This is a genomic window from Streptomyces sp. NBC_00525 (assembly GCF_036346595.1).
GTDB lineage: Bacteria > Actinomycetota > Actinomycetes > Streptomycetales > Streptomycetaceae > Streptomyces.
Genome location: NZ_CP107834.1, coordinates 1,412,035 through 1,428,325 on the forward strand (window position 1 = coordinate 1,412,035; position 16,291 = coordinate 1,428,325).

Below are 16,291 nucleotides of genomic sequence, written 5' to 3' on the forward strand. Positions count from 1 at the left end.
GACCTCGTCCGGCGCGGTGTCCGCATTTCGGGGTGGGCCGGGCCGCACGAGGGCGCCGGCCCGTGACTGGGGAACCCCGTGCTCCCCGTGAGCACGGGGGCAGGGCCGAGGAGGGCCGGTGACGACCTATGACGATCGAGCGAGCCTCACAGATCTGACCAGCACCGCGGAACGGGTGCGCAGGTCGATGGAGAGCGTGATCGAGGGCAAGCCCGAGGTCGTACGGCTCACGCTGACCGTGCTCCTCGCCGAGGGGCATCTACTGATCGAGGACGTACCCGGCGTCGGCAAGACCATGCTGGCCAAGGCGCTGGCCCGGTCCGTGGACTGCTCGGTGCGGCGCATCCAGTTCACGCCCGACCTGCTGCCGTCGGACATCACCGGCGTGTCCATATACGACCAGCAGCGGCGCGAGTTCGAGTTCAAGCCGGGCGCGATCTTCGCCCAGGTCGTGATCGGCGACGAGATCAACCGCGCCTCGCCCAAGACCCAGTCCGCGCTGCTGGAGTCCATGGAGGAGCGCCAGGTCACCATCGACGGGCACAGTTACGAGCTGCCCGACCCCTTCATGGTCGTGGCGACGCAGAACCCGGTGGAGATGGAGGGCACGTATCCGCTGCCCGAGGCCCAGCGCGACCGCTTCATGGCGCGGGTGTCGATCGGCTATCCCAGCGCGGAGGCCGAGCTCAGGATGCTCGATGTGCACGGCGGCCTCTCCCCGCTCGACGACCTCCAGCCCGTGGCGCACGCGCACGACATCGTGAAGCTCATCGACGCGGTGCGCGCGGTGCACGTCGCGGAGGCCGTCCGCGGGTACGCGGTGCAGATCGTCGGCGCCACCCGCAACCACCCCGACCTCCGGCTCGGCGCCTCCCCGCGCGCCACGCTGCATCTGCTGCGCGCGGCCAAGGCGTCCGCCGCGCTGTCCGGCCGCGACTACTGCCTGCCGGACGACGTGCAGGCCCTGGCGGTCGCGGTGCTCGCCCACCGGCTGCTGCCCACCGCGCAGGCCCAGCTCAACCGGCGCGGCGCGGAGCAGATCGTGCGGGAGATCCTCGCCCGGACCCCGGTGCCCACGGCGGGCGGCGCGGGCCCGGCGCCCGCCCACCCGTATCCGGCAGCGGGCCCGGCCTACGGCGCTCCGCAGCAGCCCGGCGCGCGGCGGCCGTGATGGCGGCGGCGCCCGTCGCGATGGACGGCGGCGACGCCAAGGGCGGAATGCGGGCCGCGCTCGGCGGACTGACGACACGCGGGCGGTCCTTCCTCGCGGCCGGGCTCGCGGCGGCGGCCTGCGCCTACGTACTGGGCCAGGGCGACCTGCTGCGGGTCGGGCTGCTGCTCGCGGTGCTGCCGCTGGTGTGTGTGACGGTGCTCTACCGGACCCGCTACCGGGTCACGGGCACCCGCAAGCTCTCCCCCTCGCGCGTCCCGGCCGGCTCCGAGGCCCGCGTCCATCTGCGCATGGACAACATCTCGCGGCTGCCCACCGGTCTGCTGATGCTCCAGGACCGGGTGCCGTACGTGCTCGGGCCCCGGCCCCGGTTCGTCCTGGACCGGGTGGAGGCGGGCGGCCGGCGCGAGGTGTCCTACCGGGTCCGCTCCGATCTGCGCGGCCACTACCCGCTCGGCCCGCTCCAGCTGCGGCTGAGCGACCCCTTCGGCATGTGCGAGCTGACGCGTTCGTTCAGCGCCTACGACACCCTGGTGGTCATCCCGCGCACGGAGCCGCTGCCGCCGGTCCGGCTGGCGGGCGAGGCGTCCGGCTACGGCGAGGGGCGCCAGCGCTCGCTGGCCCTGGCCGGTGAGGACGACGTGATCCCGCGCGGCTACCGGCACGGCGACGATCTGCGCCGCGTCCACTGGCGCTCCACCGCCCGCTACGGCGAGCTGATGGTGCGCCGCGAGGAGCAGCCGCAGCGCGCCAGGTGCACGGTCCTGCTCGACACCCGCCTGACCGCGTACCGGGGCACGGGCCCCGACTCCGCGTTCGAGTGGGCGGTCTCGGGGGCGGCGTCCGCGCTGGTGCACATGCTGGAGCGCGGCTTCGCGGTCCGGCTGCTGACGGACACGGGCGACGCGGTGCCGGGCGAGGGCGAGGGCGGTTTCGCCGGGGCCACCCAGTCCACGGCGGACGCGGCGGGCCTGCTGATGGACACCCTCGCGGTCGTCGACCACTCGGACGGCGGGGGGCTCTCGCGCGCCTACGACGTGCTGCGCGGGGGCGGCGAGGGGCTGCTGATCGCCTTCCTGGGCGATCTGGACGAGGAGCAGACGGGGGTGGTCGCCCGGATGCGGCAGCGCAGCGGCGGGGCGGTGGCCTTCGTGCTGGACGGCGCCGCCTGGGTGAACGGCGAGTCGCCGGAGAGCCGCGAGGAGGCCGCGCGCCGGGTACGGCGGCTGCGCGAGGCGGGGTGGACGGTGGTGCCGGTGGAGCCCGGCGCTCAGCTGTCCGCGCTGTGGCGGCTGGCGGGCCCGCAGGGTGCGCCGGCCGGGTCGGACGGATATTCCGGGGGTTGGTCATGAGGGGGCGGTCATGAGCGGACGTGGTCGGCTGGCGCTGGGCGCCTTCGCGGCGACGCTGATGGCGGCCTGCTCGATGCTGCCGTTGGTGGACCCGGTCGGCTGGCTCGCGCAGGCGGCGTTCCTGCTGGCCCTGCAGAGCGGGGTCGGGGTGCTGGGCCGGCGGGTGCCGCTGCCCCGGCCGCTGACGGTCGCCGCGCAGGCGCTGGCCATGGTGGTGCTGCTGACGGTGGTGTTCGTCCGCGAGCAGGCGGTGGCGAGCGTGCTGCCCGGACCGCAGGCCGTGGGCCGGCTCTCGGACCTGCTGACGGCGGGCGCCGACGACGTCGGGCAGTACGCGATCCCGGCCCCGGCCACGCCGGGCATCCGGCTGATGCTGGTGGGCGGGGTGCTGCTGGTCGGGCTGCTGGTGGACACGCTGGCGGTGACCTTCCGCAGCGCGGCGCCCGCCGGGCTGCCGTTGCTGGCGCTCTACTCGGTGGCCGCCGGGCTGTCGGAGGGCAGTGCGGGGTGGCTGTGGTTCCTGCTGGCCGCGGGCGGCTATCTGCTGCTCCTGCTGGCCGAGGGGCGCGACCGGCTCTCGCAGTGGGGCCGGGTGTTCGCCGGGGCGGCGTCCCGCGGCGGTTCGTCGGCCGGTCTGGACACGTCGGGCGGCCGGGCGCTCGCCCCGGTGCGCACGGGGCGGCGGATCGGCGTGCTGGCGCTCGGCATCGCGCTGGTCGTACCCGCCGCGCTGCCCGCGTTCGACGGCGGGCTGCTGGCCGGTACGGGCGGCGGGGGCGGCAGGGGGGCCGGTGGCGGCACGATCTCCGCGGTGAACCCGCTGGTCTCGCTCCAGGACAACCTGAACCAGCCGGAGGACCGGCAGGTGATGTCGTACCGCACCAACGCGAGCAGGCCCAGCGACTTCTATCTGCGCATCCTGGCCCTGGACCAGTTCAACGGGAACGAGTGGCGGGCCTCGACGCGCCGGCTCCAGGACGTGCCGCAGCGGTTCCCGACGCCCGCCGGCCTGTCCCCCGACATCGCCGTCACGGAGGTCAGGACCACCGTCTCGGCGTCCGCCTCGTACAAGCAGACCTATCTGCCGCTGCCGTATCCGGCGGCCGAGGTACGGGTCGGCGGCAAATGGCGCTACGAGCCGGAGGGCCGCACCCTCGTCGGGGACGACGGGGAGACCACCGCGGGCGCGCAGTACACGGTGACCAGCCTCGACGTGCGGCCGACCGCCCAGCAGCTGGCCCGTGCGGGCGAGGTGCCGACGGCGCTGCTGCGCGAGTACACCCGGGTGCCGGACTCGCTGCCGAAGGTGGTGGCGCAGACGGCCGACGAGGTCACGCGGGGCGCGGTCAACGCCTACGAGCGGGCGGTGAAGCTCCAGGACTGGTTCGCCCGCGAGGGCGGGTTCGTCTACGACACCTCGGTCGACTCGGGCACCGGTGGCACGGCGATCGCCCGGTTCCTCGAGGACCGGCAGGGCTTCTGCGTCCACTTCTCCTTCACGATGGCGGCGATGGCCCGGACGCTGGGGATTCCGGCACGGGTGGCGGTGGGCTTCACCCCGGGCACCGCGCAGTCGGACGGTTCGTACGCGGTCGGGCTGCGCGACGCGCACGCCTGGCCCGAGCTGTACTTCGAGGGCATCGGCTGGACCCGTTTCGAGCCGACGCCGACGCGTGGCACGGTCCCCTCGTACACGCTGCCCGAGGCACCGGCCGGGGACACGGCGGACCCGGACCGGCCGGAGGCTGCCGCCTCGCTCCCGGCCCCGGCCGTGCCGTCCGCGTCCGAGAGCTGCCCGGCGCAGATGCGCAAGCAGGGCGAGTGCGGGCAGAGCGCGGCGCCCGGTGCCGTCGCGTCGTCGGACCCGGGGACGCCGACGGGCGCGGTGCTCGGTCTGGTGGGCGCGGCCGTGCTCGTCCTGCTGCTGCCGCTGCTGCCGATGTTCTGGCGGCTGCGGGCCCGGACCCGCAGGCTGGGCTCGTCGGCCGGGCGCACCGGCGCCGACGCGAGGGCGCGGACGCTGGCGGTGTGGCGGGAGGTCACGGACACGGCGTGGGACCACGGCATCGTGCCGGACGAGGCGCTGACCCCGCGCCGGGCCGCCGAGCGGCTGGTGCGGCTGGGCCGGCTGGACACGGAGGCGGCGGACGCGGTGCACCGGGTGGCGGGGGCGGTGGAGCAGGTGCTCTACGCGCGGGAGCCGCGCCCGGCGTCGGGCCTGGCCGGGGACGCCGGGACGGTGCGGGCCGGGCTGGGTCTCGCGGCCGGCCGGGCCGCCCGGCTCCGCGCACTGGTGGCTCCGCGCTCGTCCGTCCGGGTGGTGTGGGCGCTCTCCCGGCGCCGGGCGGCCGCGGCGGCTCGCTTCCGGCTGCCGGCCCGCCCGTCCTGGACGCGGCGGCCGAGCCGCCAGGAGGGCTGAGGGACGGATACGGGTGAGGGGCGGCCGCGTGCGGCCGCCCCTCACCCGTAGGTGTTCTGTGGTTACTGTCCCTGCTCGTCGCGGCGGCGCTGCCACCGCTGTTCGATCCGGTTCATCACGGACCGGCGCTGCCGGGACTGCCTGCGGTCACCCGCACCACCGGTGCGCACCGCCTGCTGCTCGCCCGGCTTGGGCGCCTTGCGCCACCCCGTGACCGCGAGCACCGCGCAGCCCAGCATGACGAGGAAGCCCACCACGCTGACCCAGATCAGCTGAGCGACCATTCCGGCCATGAGGAGCGCGATACCCACCAGAAAGCCAGCAACTGCCTGGTAGACCCGTCGTCGGGTGTACGTACGCAGCCCACTTCCCTCGAGCGCTGTCGCGAACTTGGGATCTTCGGCGTACAGCGCTCGCTCCATTTGCTCGAGCATTCGCTGCTCGTGCTCCGAGAGCGGCACGGAGTCCTCCTCGTCGTCGGCCGCGGGGGGCGGCCGGTATGCGGCCCTTCCAGGATAGGCAGGGAATCGCCCCCGTGAAACCCGCCCTCATTGCCAATCAGCCAGTCCGGGCCGCCACGGCGGCTCGGCTGCTGAGGCGTTGATTCCCCAACCTCCGATCCGTCATGCCGGATGGTGTCCCCCGATCATACGGGGCCGGAGGCGCGAACGGGGCTGCCGGTGCGTACTCCGTCTGCCGCTGCGTCGCTGATCAGCCCCGCTGCGGCCGGTAACCCTCGGGGGTATCAGCCGCGCTTGGTGCCCAGGACGTGCAGCTGGGTGGCCACGGAGTGGAACGCCGGGAGTTCGGCGGCCGCGGCCTCCAGCTTGAGCAGGGCTTCCACGGCGCCCGGTTCGGTGTCGACCAGGACTCCGGGGACGAGGTCGGCGAAGACCCGTACGCCGTGGACGGCGCCCACCTCGACGTCGGCGGCGGTGACCAGTTCGGTGAGCTGCTCGGCGGTGTAGCGGCGGGGCATCGGGTCGCCGTCGCCCCAGCGGCCCTCGGGGTCGCCGAGGGCGTGCCGCGCCTCGTTGAAGTGGCCGGCGAGGGCGCGGGCGAGCACGGCGCCGCCGAGGCCGGCCGCGAGCAGGCTCAGCGCCCCGGCGGGCCGCAGCGCCTCCACCGCGTGCCGTACGCCCTCGGCGGGGTCGTCGACGTACTCCAGGACGCCGTGGCACAGGACCGCGTCGTAGCCGCCGCGCTCCACCACGTCGAAGAGGCCGAGGATGTCGCCCTGCACCCCGCGGACCCGGTCGGCGACCCCGGCCTCGGCGGCCCGGCGCTCCAGCGCGAAGAGCGCGTTGGGGCTGGGGTCGACGACGGTGACCCGGTGGCCGAGCCGGGCGGCGGGCACGGCGAAGTTGCCGGTGCCGCCGCCGGTGTCCAGCACGTCCAGGACGTCCCGGCCGGTCACCTTGGCCCGGTGGTCGAGGGCGTCCTTGAGGACCTCCCAGACCACGGCGGTACGGAGGGAGGCACGGGGGCGCAGCGGGTCCGACACGGCAGTTGACTCCTCGGCACGGGCCGCCGCGGCGGGCGGAGCGTGAACAGCGCAGGTAACAGGTCCTCTCCCTACCCTATGGCCTGGCGCCGATCACGCGGTCAACCCGCGTCGGGGCGCTCCTCCCTCGGTTGCGGGAGCACCGGCTGGAGGACGAGCAGCCGCTCGACCAGGCGCAGGAACATGGCCGCGTCGCGCAGCAGATCGTCGGCCTGGCGGCGGGTGGCGGCGCCGGGTATGCCCGCTTCGGCGCGGGCCCGGCGGGCGGCGCCGGAGGCGAACAGGGCGCTCCACTCGCTCAGCTCGGGGGCCAGCTCCGGGAGGATGTCCCAGGCGCTGCGGATCGGCTCGCGGCGCCGGCGCGCGGGCGCGGGGCGGCCCCGGACGGCGAGGACGGCGGCGGCGGTGCGCAGGGCCGCGAGGTGCGCGGTGGCGTACCGCTCGTTGGGGACGGCGAGGACAGCTGCCTCCGCCAGGCCGGTCCGGGCCTGGGCGAGGAGATCGAGGGCGGCGGGCGGTGCGGTGGTGCGCCGGACGACGGGGTGGACGTCGCGGGCCTGGCCGGTCGGTGAGGGAGCAGGGCCGTCTGCGCGGCGTCGCGGAGCGGCGGCTGCGGACGAGTGGGCCATGACAGAACCTCCTGTCTCGGTAACGGCTTCGTGGCCGTCGGTATCCATCGTGACGGCCCCCACTGACAATCGACCTCGATCCGCCCCTGACCTGGGCTTTTGCTTCGTTCGTAGCTTCCGGCTACCTTTTGCACTGACCAGTCAGTTCAAAAGAGGGGAGGGGTCCGTGGACCGTCCGCACGGGGCCGCCGTCACCGCCGAGGGGCTGGGGCTCAAGGGGCCGCGCGGCTGGGCCTTCCGGGAGGTGACGTTCCGCGCGGACCCCGGCGACCTGATCGCCGTCGAGGGCCCGTCCGGCTCCGGCCGCACCGCGCTGCTGCTGACCCTCACCGGGCGAATGCGCCCCACCGAGGGCGCGGCCACGACGGGCGGGCTCGCCCTGCCGCGCCGGGCCGCCGCCGTCCGCCGCTTCGCCGCCCTGGGCCCGGTCCCCGGCGTGAGCGAGCTGGACCCGGCGTTCACGGTCGCCGAGCACCTGCGCGAGCGGGCCCTGCTCCGGCGCCGCTACGACGGCTCCCCGCGCGCCCTGCTCCGCCCGCCGGGTGCCCGGGCCGCCGCCGTGCGCGCCCGGATCGACGCCGCCCTGGAGGCCGCCGGGCTCGACCCCGCCAAGCTGCCCAAGGCCGAGCGCACCGCCGTACGCGATCTGGAGCGGCCGCAGGCGCTGCGGCTCTCCGTGGCCCTGGCGCTGATGGGGCGGCCCCGGCTGCTCGCGGTGGACGACACCGATCTGAAGCTGTCCGACGCCGAGCGGGCCGAGGTCTGGGAGCTGCTGCGCTCCGTGGCCGCCGCCGGCACCACGGTGCTCGCCGTCTGCAGCGAGGCACCCGAGGACGCCGTCGCCGTACGCACCGGCGCCTCCCCCGAGACGGACACCACCGACACCACCACGCACGAGGAGGAACCGGCCGATGCGTTCGCCGAGACTGGCCGCGCTTGAGCTGAGGCGCTTCGGCAGGGGACGGCTGCCGCGTGCCGCCCTCGCCGCGCTCCTGCTGCTCCCGCTGCTCTACGGAGCCCTGTACCTGTGGTCCTTCTGGGACCCGTACGGAAGGCTCGACCGCATCCCGGTCGCCCTGGTCAACGACGACCGGGGCGCCACCGCCGACGGCAGGCGCATCGCGGCCGGCGACGAGATCACCGGCAAGCTGCTCGACTCCCAGGTCTTCGACTGGCACGAGGTGAGCGCCGCCGAGGCGGACAAGGGCGTCGAGGACGGCACGTACTACCTCTCGCTGCGCATGCCCGCGGACTTCAGCGAGCGCATCGCCTCCAGCGCCGGGGACTCCCCCGAGACCGGCGCGCTCCAGGTGCGCACCAACGACGCGAACAACTACATCGTCGGGCAGATCTCCCGCACGGTGTTCTCCGAGGTCCGCACGGCCGCGTCGGCCAACGCCTCGCGCGGGTTCCTCGACCGGATCTTCATCAGCTTCTCCGATCTGCACGACGAGACGGCGAAGGCGGCCAAGGGCGCGGCCGATCTCCGCAGCGGCAGCGCCAAGGCCAGGAAGGGCTCGAAGGACCTCGCGGACGGGCTGAAGGACGCCAAGGCCGGCAGCGGCAGCCTGGCCGGCGGGCTCGTGAAGCTGAACCGGGGCGCCGGGGACCTGAAGACCGGCTCCGCCGAGGTCGCCGACGGCACGAAGCTCCTCGCCGAGAAGGTCAACGGGGTGGCCGCCGACGTGCGCCCGTTCCTCAAGGACAACGGGAAGTCCATCGGCGACACCGCCCGGCTGGTCGCCGACACCTCCGAGGCCGTACGCCACAACCTGGACCTGCTGGTGAAGTCGGCCCCGACCGCCGCCACCGCCGCGCACACCGCCGCCGACGACCTCGCCGAGGTGCACCGCACCCGCTGCGCGGAGGCCCCCGAAGCCGACCCCGCCGTCTGCACGCCGCTGGAGCGGGCCGTGACGGCGGCGGACGACGTCGCCGACGTGGCCGACGACGTGAAGGCCCTGGTCGAGAACCAGAACGGGGACCTCACCGCGCTGCGCGGCCGGCTGACCACCCTGGAGAAGCAGGCCAAGGCCCTCGCCACCCGCTCCCCGCACCTGGACGAGGACCTGGAGTCCGCGGTCAAGAGGATCAACGCGCTGAACACCGGCGCCCACAAGGTCGCCAAGGGCGCCGAGAAACTGCACACCGGCCTCGGTACGGCCAGGACGGGCGCGAGCGACCTGGACACCGGCGTCGGCCGGCTCAGGACCGGGGCCACCAGCCTCGATCAGGGCCTCGTCGGCATCAAGGACGGCTCGGCCTCGCTCGCCAAGGGCCTCGGCGACGGCGTGGACAAGATCCCCGACTACGGCAAGGAGGACCGCGACGCCCGGACGGAGGTCATGGCCGACCCCGTACGGCTGGCCGCCCAGTCGCTGCACTCCGCGCCCAACTACGGCACGGGCTTCGCGCCCTACTTCATCCCGCTCTCCCTCTGGGTCGGCGCGATGGTGGCGTACATGCTGATCCAGCCGCTCGGCCGGCGCGCCCTGGCCGCCGGGGCACCCGCCTGGCGGATCGCCCTCGCGGGCTGGCTGCCGGTGGCGGGGATCGGGCTGCTCCAGGTGGCCGCGCTGATGTCCGTCCTGCACTGGGGCCCCGGCCTGGACATGGCGCACACCGCCGGAACGCTGGCCTTCCTGGCGCTGGTGACCTGCTGCTTCGCGGCGATCGTGCAGTGGCTGAACGCATGCTTCGGGGCGGCGGGGCGCATCCTCGTCCTGGCGCTGCTGATGCTCCAGCTGACCTCGGCCGGCGGCACCTACCCCGTACAGACCAGTCCGGACTTCTTCAACGCGATCCACCCCTATCTGCCGATGAGCTACGTCGTCGAGGGGCTGCGCCGGCTGATCACGGGCGGCGGGCTCGGCCCGGTCTGGCAGGGCTGCGCGGTCCTCGCCGCCTTCACCGCGGGGGCGCTCGCGCTGACCGCGCTGACGGCCCGCCGCAAGCAGATGTGGACCCTGGAGCGGCTCCATCCGGAGCTGAGCCTGTGAGCGCGCCCGGACCTGTGAGAATCGGAGGCATGGAAAGCAGTAGCAGCGCGCGCCGCCGGGCCACCCGGCAGAGGCTCTACGAAGCGGCCGTCACCCTCATCGCCGAGAAGGGCTTCTCGGCGACCACGGTGGACGAGATCGCCGACCGGGCCGGGGTCGCCAAGGGCACGGTCTACTACAACTTCAAGAGCAAGACCGAACTCTTCGAGGAACTGCTGCGCCACGGCGTCGGGCTGCTCACCGCCTCCCTGCGCACCGCGGCCGAGGAGACCGCGGCGCGCGGCGGCAGCCGGGTCGAGGCGCTGGACGCCATGATCCGGGCCGGTCTCGTCTTCATCGACCGCTACCCCGCCTTCACCCAGCTGTACGTGGCGGAGCTGTGGCGCACCAACCGCGCCTGGCAGTCCACCCTTCTCGTGGTGCGCCGCGAGGCGGTCGCCGTGGTGGAGGGCGTCATCGAGGAGGGTGTGGCGGCCGGCGAGCTGAGCGAGGAGATCGACGTCCCGCTGACGGCGGCGGCGCTGGTCGGCATGGTGCTGGTGGCGGCGCTGGACTGGCAGGCGTTCCAGCCGGAGCGCTCGATCGACGACGTGCACTCGGCGCTGTCCCTGCTGCTGCGCGGCCGGGTCAGCGGACGCTGAGGCCCGCGCGCCCGCCCCGTACGCACGGAAGGCGCCGGAGGAGCATCCCCCGTGACCGCGTCCCCCACGGTCCCGTCTCCTCCGCCGCGCCTCCGCCGGAAGGAGGTGCCGCCCACTCTGCCGTCCGGCCGGGTCGCGGCCCATCCGTGCGGCTACTCATCCCGCGCCCTGAGTACGGGTACTCAGGTCCGGGCGTCCGCGCCCTGCCGAGATGTCGCGCCCGCTGGCTACGATCACCTGCGTGTCGGTACTCCCTCTGGTATTCACAAGCGGCTGGGCGAGCGGGATCAACGCGTACGCGGTGGTCCTCCTGCTCGGCATATTCGGCGCGACCGGCGTCAGCGACGAGGTGCCCGCCTCCCTCCAGCGCACGGACGTGCTGGTGGTCGTCGCGGTGCTCTTCCTCTGCGAGGTGGTCGCGGACAAGATCCCGTACGTGGACACCGTCTGGGACGCGGTGCACACGGTGATCAGGCCGGTGGCGGGTGCCGTGGTGGCGGCGCTGCTGGCCGGTGAGAGCGGTTCGCTGCCCGAGATCGCGGCCGGCGCCATCGGGGGTTCCACCGCGCTGGTGAGCCATCTGGTCAAGGCCGGTACGCGCATGGCGGTCAACAGCTCCCCCGAGCCGTTCAGCAACATCGTGCTGAGCGCCGTCGAGGACCTGGGCGTCGCGGCCGTCATCACCTTCGCGATCTTCCATCCGTGGATCGCGGCCGGGATCGCCGGGACGTTCCTGGTCATGGGCCTGGTGATCGTGGTCTTCCTGGCCTCCCGCATCCGCCGGTTCTGGCGCCGCCGGGCGCAGCGGCGCGAGGAGAAGCGCCGGGCCCGGTCGGCCTTCCCCGCTCCGGGCATGCCGCCGACCTGACGGCCGGGCCTGCCGGGGCGGCCGTTAGGGTCGCCTGCATGGCACGAATTGCGGTGATCGGCGCCGGGATGGGCGCGATGGCGGCGGCGGCCCGGCTGGCCGTGGCAGGCCACCGGGTGACGGTGTACGAGCGGTCCGGCGGCTACGGCGGTGCGCTCGGGCGCCACGCCGAGGAGGGGTTCGCGTTCGACACGGGCCCCGGGCTGCTGCATCTGCCCGCGGTCTACCGGGACCTGTTCGTGAAGACCGGCAAGGAGCCGCTGGAGCGGTGCGTGACGCTGACCCAGGTGGACCCGGCGAGCCGTCATCTCTTCGCGGACGGCACCGATGTCCGCCTGCCGAACGCCTCGCGCGCCGGGACCGTCGCCGCCCTGGACGCGGCGCTGGGCGGGGGCGCGGGCGGGAAGTGGGGTGCCTTCCTGGACCGGGCCCGGGAGGCCTGGGACCGCTCGCGGCGGCCGCTCCTGGAGGAGCCTCTGCGCCCCGACTGGCAGGTGCTGGGCCGTGATCCGTATCCGGCCGAGGAGCGCCGGCGGCTGCTGCGTCCGGCGCGGCGGGCGACGACGGTGGCGCAGACGGGTGCCCGGGAGCTGGCCGATCCCCGGCTGGCGGCGCTGCTCGACGGCTGCGCGCTGGCGTACGGGCTCGATCCGCTGCACGCCCCGGCGGGCGCGGCGCTGCTGCCGTACATGGAGGAGACGTTCGGCAGCTGGTACGTCATGGGCGGCATGCGGGAGCTGGCGCGTGCGGTGTACGAGCGGTGTCTGGCCCGGAAGGTCGAGTTCGTCTTCGGGGCCGAGGTGGTCCGTGTCGTGGTGGCGGACGGCCGCGCGGCGGGCGTGGAGCTGGCGGACGGCACGGTCGCGGAGGCGGCGCACGTGGTGCTGGGGGCGCGGCCGTGGCCGGGGCTGCTGCCCGGCCGGGAGCTGTGGGCGGACGGTGAGGTGACGGTGCGTCCGGGGGCGGCGGCCGGGTCCGGGGCGAGCGGCCGGTTCATGGTGCTGCTGTCGCTGCGCGGTGCCCGGCCGGCGGACGCCGCGCACCGGACCGTGGTGCATCCGGCGGACGGGGCGGCCGAGCGCGAGGCGGTGTTCGGGGGCCGGGTCGCCGCGCACCCCACGGTGACCGTGCTGCGGCCGGACGACCCGGCGACCCGGCCGGACGCGGACCACGAGGCGGTGACGCTGACGGCGACGGTGGCGCCGCACGGCCCGGTGGACTGGACGGACGGGGAGCTGCGGACGCGGTTCGCGCGGACGCTGGTCTCGGTGGCGGAGGCGGCCGTGCCGGGTCTCGGGGACCGGGTGCTGCGGACGCGGGTGCGGACGCCCGCCGAGACCGCGGCGGACACGGGGGCCGAGGGCGGCGCGGTGCCGCCGCCTGCGCTGGCGGGGGCCGGGGGCGCGTTCCTGCATCCGGCCAACCGGACCGGGCTGCCGGGGCTGTTGCTGGCGGGCGGCTGGTCGCATCCGGGCGGCGGACTCGCTCACGCGGGCATGTCGGGGGCGCTGGTCGCCGGGACCGTGGTGGAGGGGGACGGCTTCCGGGGCTCGCGGTGAGCCCGGCGCGGGGCGGGGCAGCCGGTCAGTAGCGGTACTGGCCGTCGTGGCCCGTGTCGTAGCCGTCGGGGTACGGGGCCGGCCGGCCTGCGGGCTGCTGCGGGTACCGCTCGCTCTCGCGCTGCTGCGGCACCCAGACGCCGCCGGGCGGGGTGTCGGACCCGTAGGCGTCGGGCTGTGCGTACGGGTCGTACTGCGGGGTGCCGTCGTAGCCGCCGTAGCCGTCGTACGCGCCGTACTGCGGGGTGCTCGCGGTGGTGCCGATGTACGGGTCGGAGTAGGCGGCGTAGCTCTGCGGGTCGGTGCCGTAGTCGTACTGACCGGCTCCGGCGTACGGGTCCTGGTCCCGGGCGGGCCGGGCCGGGAAGTCGGTGTAGGGGGCGTAGGCGTCGTAGCCCTGCGCGTCCTGGGATTCCGGGCCGGAGCTCTGGGGGGCGGGGTCGCCGTAGACGCCGTACTGGCCGGTGTCCTCGGGCATCGGCTCGGTCTCGTAGACCGCGGCGGGGGTGTGCGGCGGGGCGGCGGGGACGGGCGGGGCGTCCGGGGCGGTGCCCTCGTACTCCACCTCCAGGCCGGAGACCTCCAGCGTGGGCTTGCGGACGGCGGCGCCGCCGCGCCGGCGGCGGCTCTCGCCGGGCTTGCCCCCGATGGCCCAGCCGGTGGAGAAGCCCTTGCGGAAGGAGAGCGTCACATAGGTCTGGCCGGTGGCGAAGGCGATCGCGCCGAGGGCGATGACGGGCACGGACGGCATCAGGACGCCGATGACGACGCAGAGGAAGCCGGTGAAGGCGAGGAGCCGCCAGCGCAGCCGCGCCTTGTACTGCAGCAGTACCTCGCCGAGCAGCCACAGCGCGACGACACCGAACGCGATGTAGAGGACCGTCCAGCCCATGCCCGCCCCCTTCTACGGCCACCGCCCCGGATGGTGGCGGGTACGGCCGGTCACGACTGCTTGTGCAGTCCGAGATTCTCGTAGATCTCGAGCGTCGCAGTCGAGTTGTTCAGCGTGATGAAGTGCAGTCCGGGCACACCCTCGGAGAGCAGCTTCGCGCAGAACCGCGTTGCGAAGTCGATGCCAATGGAGCGTACAGCGGCGGCGTCGTCCTTGACGGCGAGGATGCGCTCTTTCAGCTCCGCGGGCATGGTCGCGTTGCTGAGCTGGGGGAACCGCTCCAGTTGCCGGACGCTGGTGACGGGCATGACCTCGGGGATGATCGGTGTGTCGCAACCGGCGGCGACCACCCGGTCACGCATCCGGAGATACGCCTCCGGGTCGAAGAACATCTGGGTGATCGCGTAGTCGGCGCCCGCGCGGCACTTGTCCACGAAGTGCCGGGTGTCGGTGTCCCAGTCGGTGGAGCGGGGGTGCCGCTCGGGGAACGCGGCGACGCCCACGCAGAAGTCGCCGGCCTCCTTGATCAGCCGGACCAGGTCCGCCGCGTACTTCACGCCCTGCGGGTGCTCGACCCAGGTGCCCATCGGGTCGCCCGGCGGGTCGCCGCGCACGGCGAGGATGTTGCGGATGCCGGCGTCGGCGTACTGGCCGACCATGTTGCGCAGTTCGGCGATGGAGTGGTTGACCGCCGTGAGGTGGGCGACGGGGGTGAGCGTGGACTCGGCGGCGATGTCCTGGGTGGCCTTCACCGTGCCGGCGCGGGTGGAGCCGCCGGCTCCGTACGTGACGGAGACGAAGCTCGGGCGGACGGCCTCGACCCGGCGCAGCGCGTTCCACAGGTTGCGCTCGCCCTTCTCGGTCTTGGGCGCCCAGAACTCGAAGGAGTACGAGGTCGTACCGGTCGCGAGCATCTCGCGCACGGTGCGCGCGCGATCTGTCCTGGTGGAAGGTGTACCAAGGGCCATACGGGCAGGTTAACCAGGGCGGAGCGGACCCCCAACCAAACCGGGACCTTTTGCCGGATTTGACTGATTCTTGTCCACGCTTCGGACAGATTCGTCCCAACCGTCTACCGGGCCGACTCCGGGCGGCCGTTTTCCGCGTCCGGCGCGCCCGGTCGGGCTCCGGCGCGCTCGCGGACCCTCCGGGCCAGTTCAGCGGCGGCGGCACCGGGATCGGACGCCTCGGTGAGGGCCCGTACGACGACGATCCGGCGGGCCCCGGCGTCCAGAACCCGGTCGAGGTTGTCCGCGTCGATGCCCCCGATGGCGAACCAGGGGCGCTCCGGGGCGAGCGAGGCGGCGTAGCGCACGAGGTCGAGTCCGGGGGCGTGGCGGCCGGGCTTGGTGGGGGTGGGCCAGCAGGGGCCGGTGCAGAAGTAGTCGACGCCGGGTTCGGCGACGGCGGCGTCCACCTCGGCCTCGGCGTGCGTGGAGCGGCCGATGACCGGCCCCGCGCCGATGATCGCGCGGGCCGCCGGCACCGGCAGGTCGCCCTGGCCCAGGTGCAGCACGTCGGCGCCGATGGCGTGGGCGACGTCGGCCCGGTCGTTGACGGCGAGGAGCTTGCCGTGCCGTGCGCAGGCGTCGGCGAGGACCGCGAGGTGTTCCAGTTCCTCGGCGGCCTCCATGCCCTTGTCGCGCAGCTGGACTATGTCCACCCCGCCGGCGAGCACCGCGTCGAGGAACTCGGGCAGGTCGCCCTGGCGCCGGCGGGCGTCCGTGCAGAGGTAGAGCCGGGCGTCGGACAGCTGCGCGCGAGGCGTGGGCATGGTGCGGGTTCCCCCCTGGGAAAGCGGTTCGGTGGTGCGGCACGGGGACGCGGACCGCCCGCTCGCGCGGCGCGGTCCGCGTCCCCGCGGTGGTGCGGTCGGTCAGACGGCGAGCGCCTGGGCGCGGCGCTTCACCTCCGTGCCGCGATTCTCACTCAGTGCCTGCGCGGGCGTGCCGGGCAGGGTCGGGTCGGGGGTGAAGAGCCATTCCAGCATCTCCTCGTCGGAGAAGCCGTCGTCCTTGAGGAGCGTCAGGGTCCCGGAGAGGCCCTTGACGACCTTGCTGCCGTCGATGAAGGCGGCCGGCACCTGCAGTGCTCGGTTCTCCCCGCGGCGTACGGCGATGAGCTGGCCCTCCTTGACCAGCTGCCGCACACGCGTCACCTCGATGTCGAGCATCTCGGCGATGTCGGGGAGGTGGAGCCAGGCAGGGACGAGAGCATCGATCTTTGCGTCAATCTCGGTCACGGGACAAGCCTGCCA

At 74.3% G+C, this 16,291-nt stretch carries 15 protein-coding genes; 8 read left to right on the forward strand and 7 right to left on the reverse strand.

Annotated features, from left to right (window positions below; genetic code table 11):
- Positions 1 to 118 precede the first annotated feature (118 nt).
- From OG710_RS06260 to OG710_RS06270, 3 genes are read left to right on the forward strand one after another with little or no spacing between them, the layout of a single operon-like run.
- Positions 119 to 1,171, forward strand: a complete 1,053-nt coding sequence (locus tag OG710_RS06260; protein ID WP_330238433.1) for an AAA family ATPase — start codon at positions 119 to 121, stop codon at positions 1,169 to 1,171.
- Positions 1,171 to 2,523 carry a DUF58 domain-containing protein gene (locus OG710_RS06265; RefSeq protein WP_330238434.1) on the forward strand — a complete coding sequence of 451 codons (1,353 nt, stop codon included), beginning with the start codon at positions 1,171 to 1,173 and terminating at the stop codon, positions 2,521 to 2,523. Before OG710_RS06260 ends, OG710_RS06265 begins: the two co-directional genes overlap by 1 nt.
- A 10-nt stretch (positions 2,524 to 2,533) precedes the next feature.
- Positions 2,534 to 4,942, forward strand: coding sequence for a transglutaminase TgpA family protein (locus tag OG710_RS06270; protein WP_330238435.1), 2,409 nt, complete (start codon positions 2,534 to 2,536; stop codon positions 4,940 to 4,942).
- A 62-nt stretch (positions 4,943 to 5,004) separates the two neighbouring features.
- On the opposite strand, the gene OG710_RS06275 is transcribed toward OG710_RS06270, so the two are convergent.
- The 3 genes from OG710_RS06275 to OG710_RS06285 form a co-directional block, all read right to left on the reverse strand.
- Positions 5,005 to 5,403: a DUF3040 domain-containing protein gene (locus OG710_RS06275; protein WP_111332636.1), complete on the reverse strand. Its 399-nt coding sequence runs from the start codon at positions 5,401 to 5,403 to the stop codon at positions 5,005 to 5,007.
- A 284-nt stretch (positions 5,404 to 5,687) separates the two neighbouring features.
- Entirely contained in the window at positions 5,688 to 6,446 is a 759-nt protein-coding gene (locus tag OG710_RS06280) for a class I SAM-dependent methyltransferase (RefSeq protein WP_330238436.1), read from the reverse strand.
- A gap of 101 nt (positions 6,447 to 6,547) precedes the next feature.
- Entirely contained in the window at positions 6,548 to 7,075 is a 528-nt protein-coding gene (locus OG710_RS06285; protein WP_111332631.1) for an SAV_6107 family HEPN domain-containing protein, read from the reverse strand.
- Between the two features lie 166 nt (positions 7,076 to 7,241).
- Here OG710_RS06285 and OG710_RS06290 point away from each other — a divergent pair, with 166 nt between their 5' ends.
- From OG710_RS06290 to OG710_RS06310, 5 genes are all read left to right on the forward strand, one after another.
- The gene (locus OG710_RS06290) at positions 7,242 to 8,015 is read left to right on the forward strand and encodes an ATP-binding cassette domain-containing protein (RefSeq protein WP_330238437.1); all 774 of its coding nucleotides are present in this window, start codon (positions 7,242 to 7,244) and stop codon (positions 8,013 to 8,015) included.
- Positions 7,987 to 10,074 (forward strand): YhgE/Pip domain-containing protein, encoded by a 2,088-nt coding sequence (locus OG710_RS06295; protein WP_330238438.1) that lies wholly within the window; start codon positions 7,987 to 7,989, stop codon positions 10,072 to 10,074. Before OG710_RS06290 ends, OG710_RS06295 begins: the two co-directional genes overlap by 29 nt.
- Before the next feature lie 29 nt (positions 10,075 to 10,103).
- Complete coding sequence (locus OG710_RS06300) at positions 10,104 to 10,715, forward strand: TetR/AcrR family transcriptional regulator (RefSeq protein WP_330238439.1); 612 nt, start codon at positions 10,104 to 10,106, stop codon at positions 10,713 to 10,715.
- 241 nt (positions 10,716 to 10,956) lie between these two features.
- Entirely contained in the window at positions 10,957 to 11,583 is a 627-nt protein-coding gene (locus tag OG710_RS06305) for a DUF4126 domain-containing protein (RefSeq protein WP_330238440.1), read from the forward strand.
- Between the two features lie 38 nt (positions 11,584 to 11,621).
- Positions 11,622 to 13,142 carry a phytoene desaturase family protein gene (locus OG710_RS06310; RefSeq protein WP_330238441.1) on the forward strand — a complete coding sequence of 507 codons (1,521 nt, stop codon included), beginning with the start codon at positions 11,622 to 11,624 and terminating at the stop codon, positions 13,140 to 13,142.
- A 25-nt stretch (positions 13,143 to 13,167) separates the two neighbouring features.
- Here OG710_RS06310 and OG710_RS06315 read toward each other — a convergent pair whose 3' ends face one another.
- The 4 genes from OG710_RS06315 to OG710_RS06330 form a co-directional block, all read right to left on the reverse strand.
- The gene (locus tag OG710_RS06315) at positions 13,168 to 14,034 is read right to left on the reverse strand and encodes a hypothetical protein (protein WP_330238442.1); all 867 of its coding nucleotides are present in this window, start codon (positions 14,032 to 14,034) and stop codon (positions 13,168 to 13,170) included.
- Between the two features lie 50 nt (positions 14,035 to 14,084).
- On the reverse strand, positions 14,085 to 15,002 hold the full coding sequence (gene metF, locus OG710_RS06320; protein WP_111332612.1) for a methylenetetrahydrofolate reductase [NAD(P)H]: 918 nt from the start codon (positions 15,000 to 15,002) through the stop codon (positions 14,085 to 14,087).
- 104 nt (positions 15,003 to 15,106) lie between these two features.
- Positions 15,107 to 15,808: a thiamine phosphate synthase gene (thiE, locus tag OG710_RS06325; RefSeq protein WP_330238443.1), complete on the reverse strand. Its 702-nt coding sequence runs from the start codon at positions 15,806 to 15,808 to the stop codon at positions 15,107 to 15,109.
- 102 nt (positions 15,809 to 15,910) lie between these two features.
- Complete coding sequence (locus OG710_RS06330; RefSeq protein ID WP_111332609.1) at positions 15,911 to 16,276, reverse strand: Rv2175c family DNA-binding protein; 366 nt, start codon at positions 16,274 to 16,276, stop codon at positions 15,911 to 15,913.
- Positions 16,277 to 16,291: the final 15 nt, after the last annotated feature.

Coding starts and splice junctions, on each gene's coding strand:
- metF (WP_111332612.1), bottom strand. CDS start 15,002: ATGGCCCTTGGTACACCTTCCACCAGGACAGATCGCGCGCGCACCGTG.
- OG710_RS06285 (WP_111332631.1), bottom strand. CDS start 7,075: ATGGCCCACTCGTCCGCAGCCGCCGCTCCGCGACGCCGCGCAGACGGC.
- thiE (WP_330238443.1), bottom strand. CDS start 15,808: ATGCCCACGCCTCGCGCGCAGCTGTCCGACGCCCGGCTCTACCTCTGC.
- OG710_RS06295 (WP_330238438.1), top strand. CDS start 7,987: ATGCGTTCGCCGAGACTGGCCGCGCTTGAGCTGAGGCGCTTCGGCAGG.
- OG710_RS06315 (WP_330238442.1), bottom strand. CDS start 14,034: ATGGGCTGGACGGTCCTCTACATCGCGTTCGGTGTCGTCGCGCTGTGG.
- OG710_RS06270 (WP_330238435.1), top strand. CDS start 2,534: ATGAGCGGACGTGGTCGGCTGGCGCTGGGCGCCTTCGCGGCGACGCTG.
- OG710_RS06300 (WP_330238439.1), top strand. CDS start 10,104: ATGGAAAGCAGTAGCAGCGCGCGCCGCCGGGCCACCCGGCAGAGGCTC.
- OG710_RS06310 (WP_330238441.1), top strand. CDS start 11,622: ATGGCACGAATTGCGGTGATCGGCGCCGGGATGGGCGCGATGGCGGCG.
- OG710_RS06265 (WP_330238434.1), top strand. CDS start 1,171: ATGGCGGCGGCGCCCGTCGCGATGGACGGCGGCGACGCCAAGGGCGGA.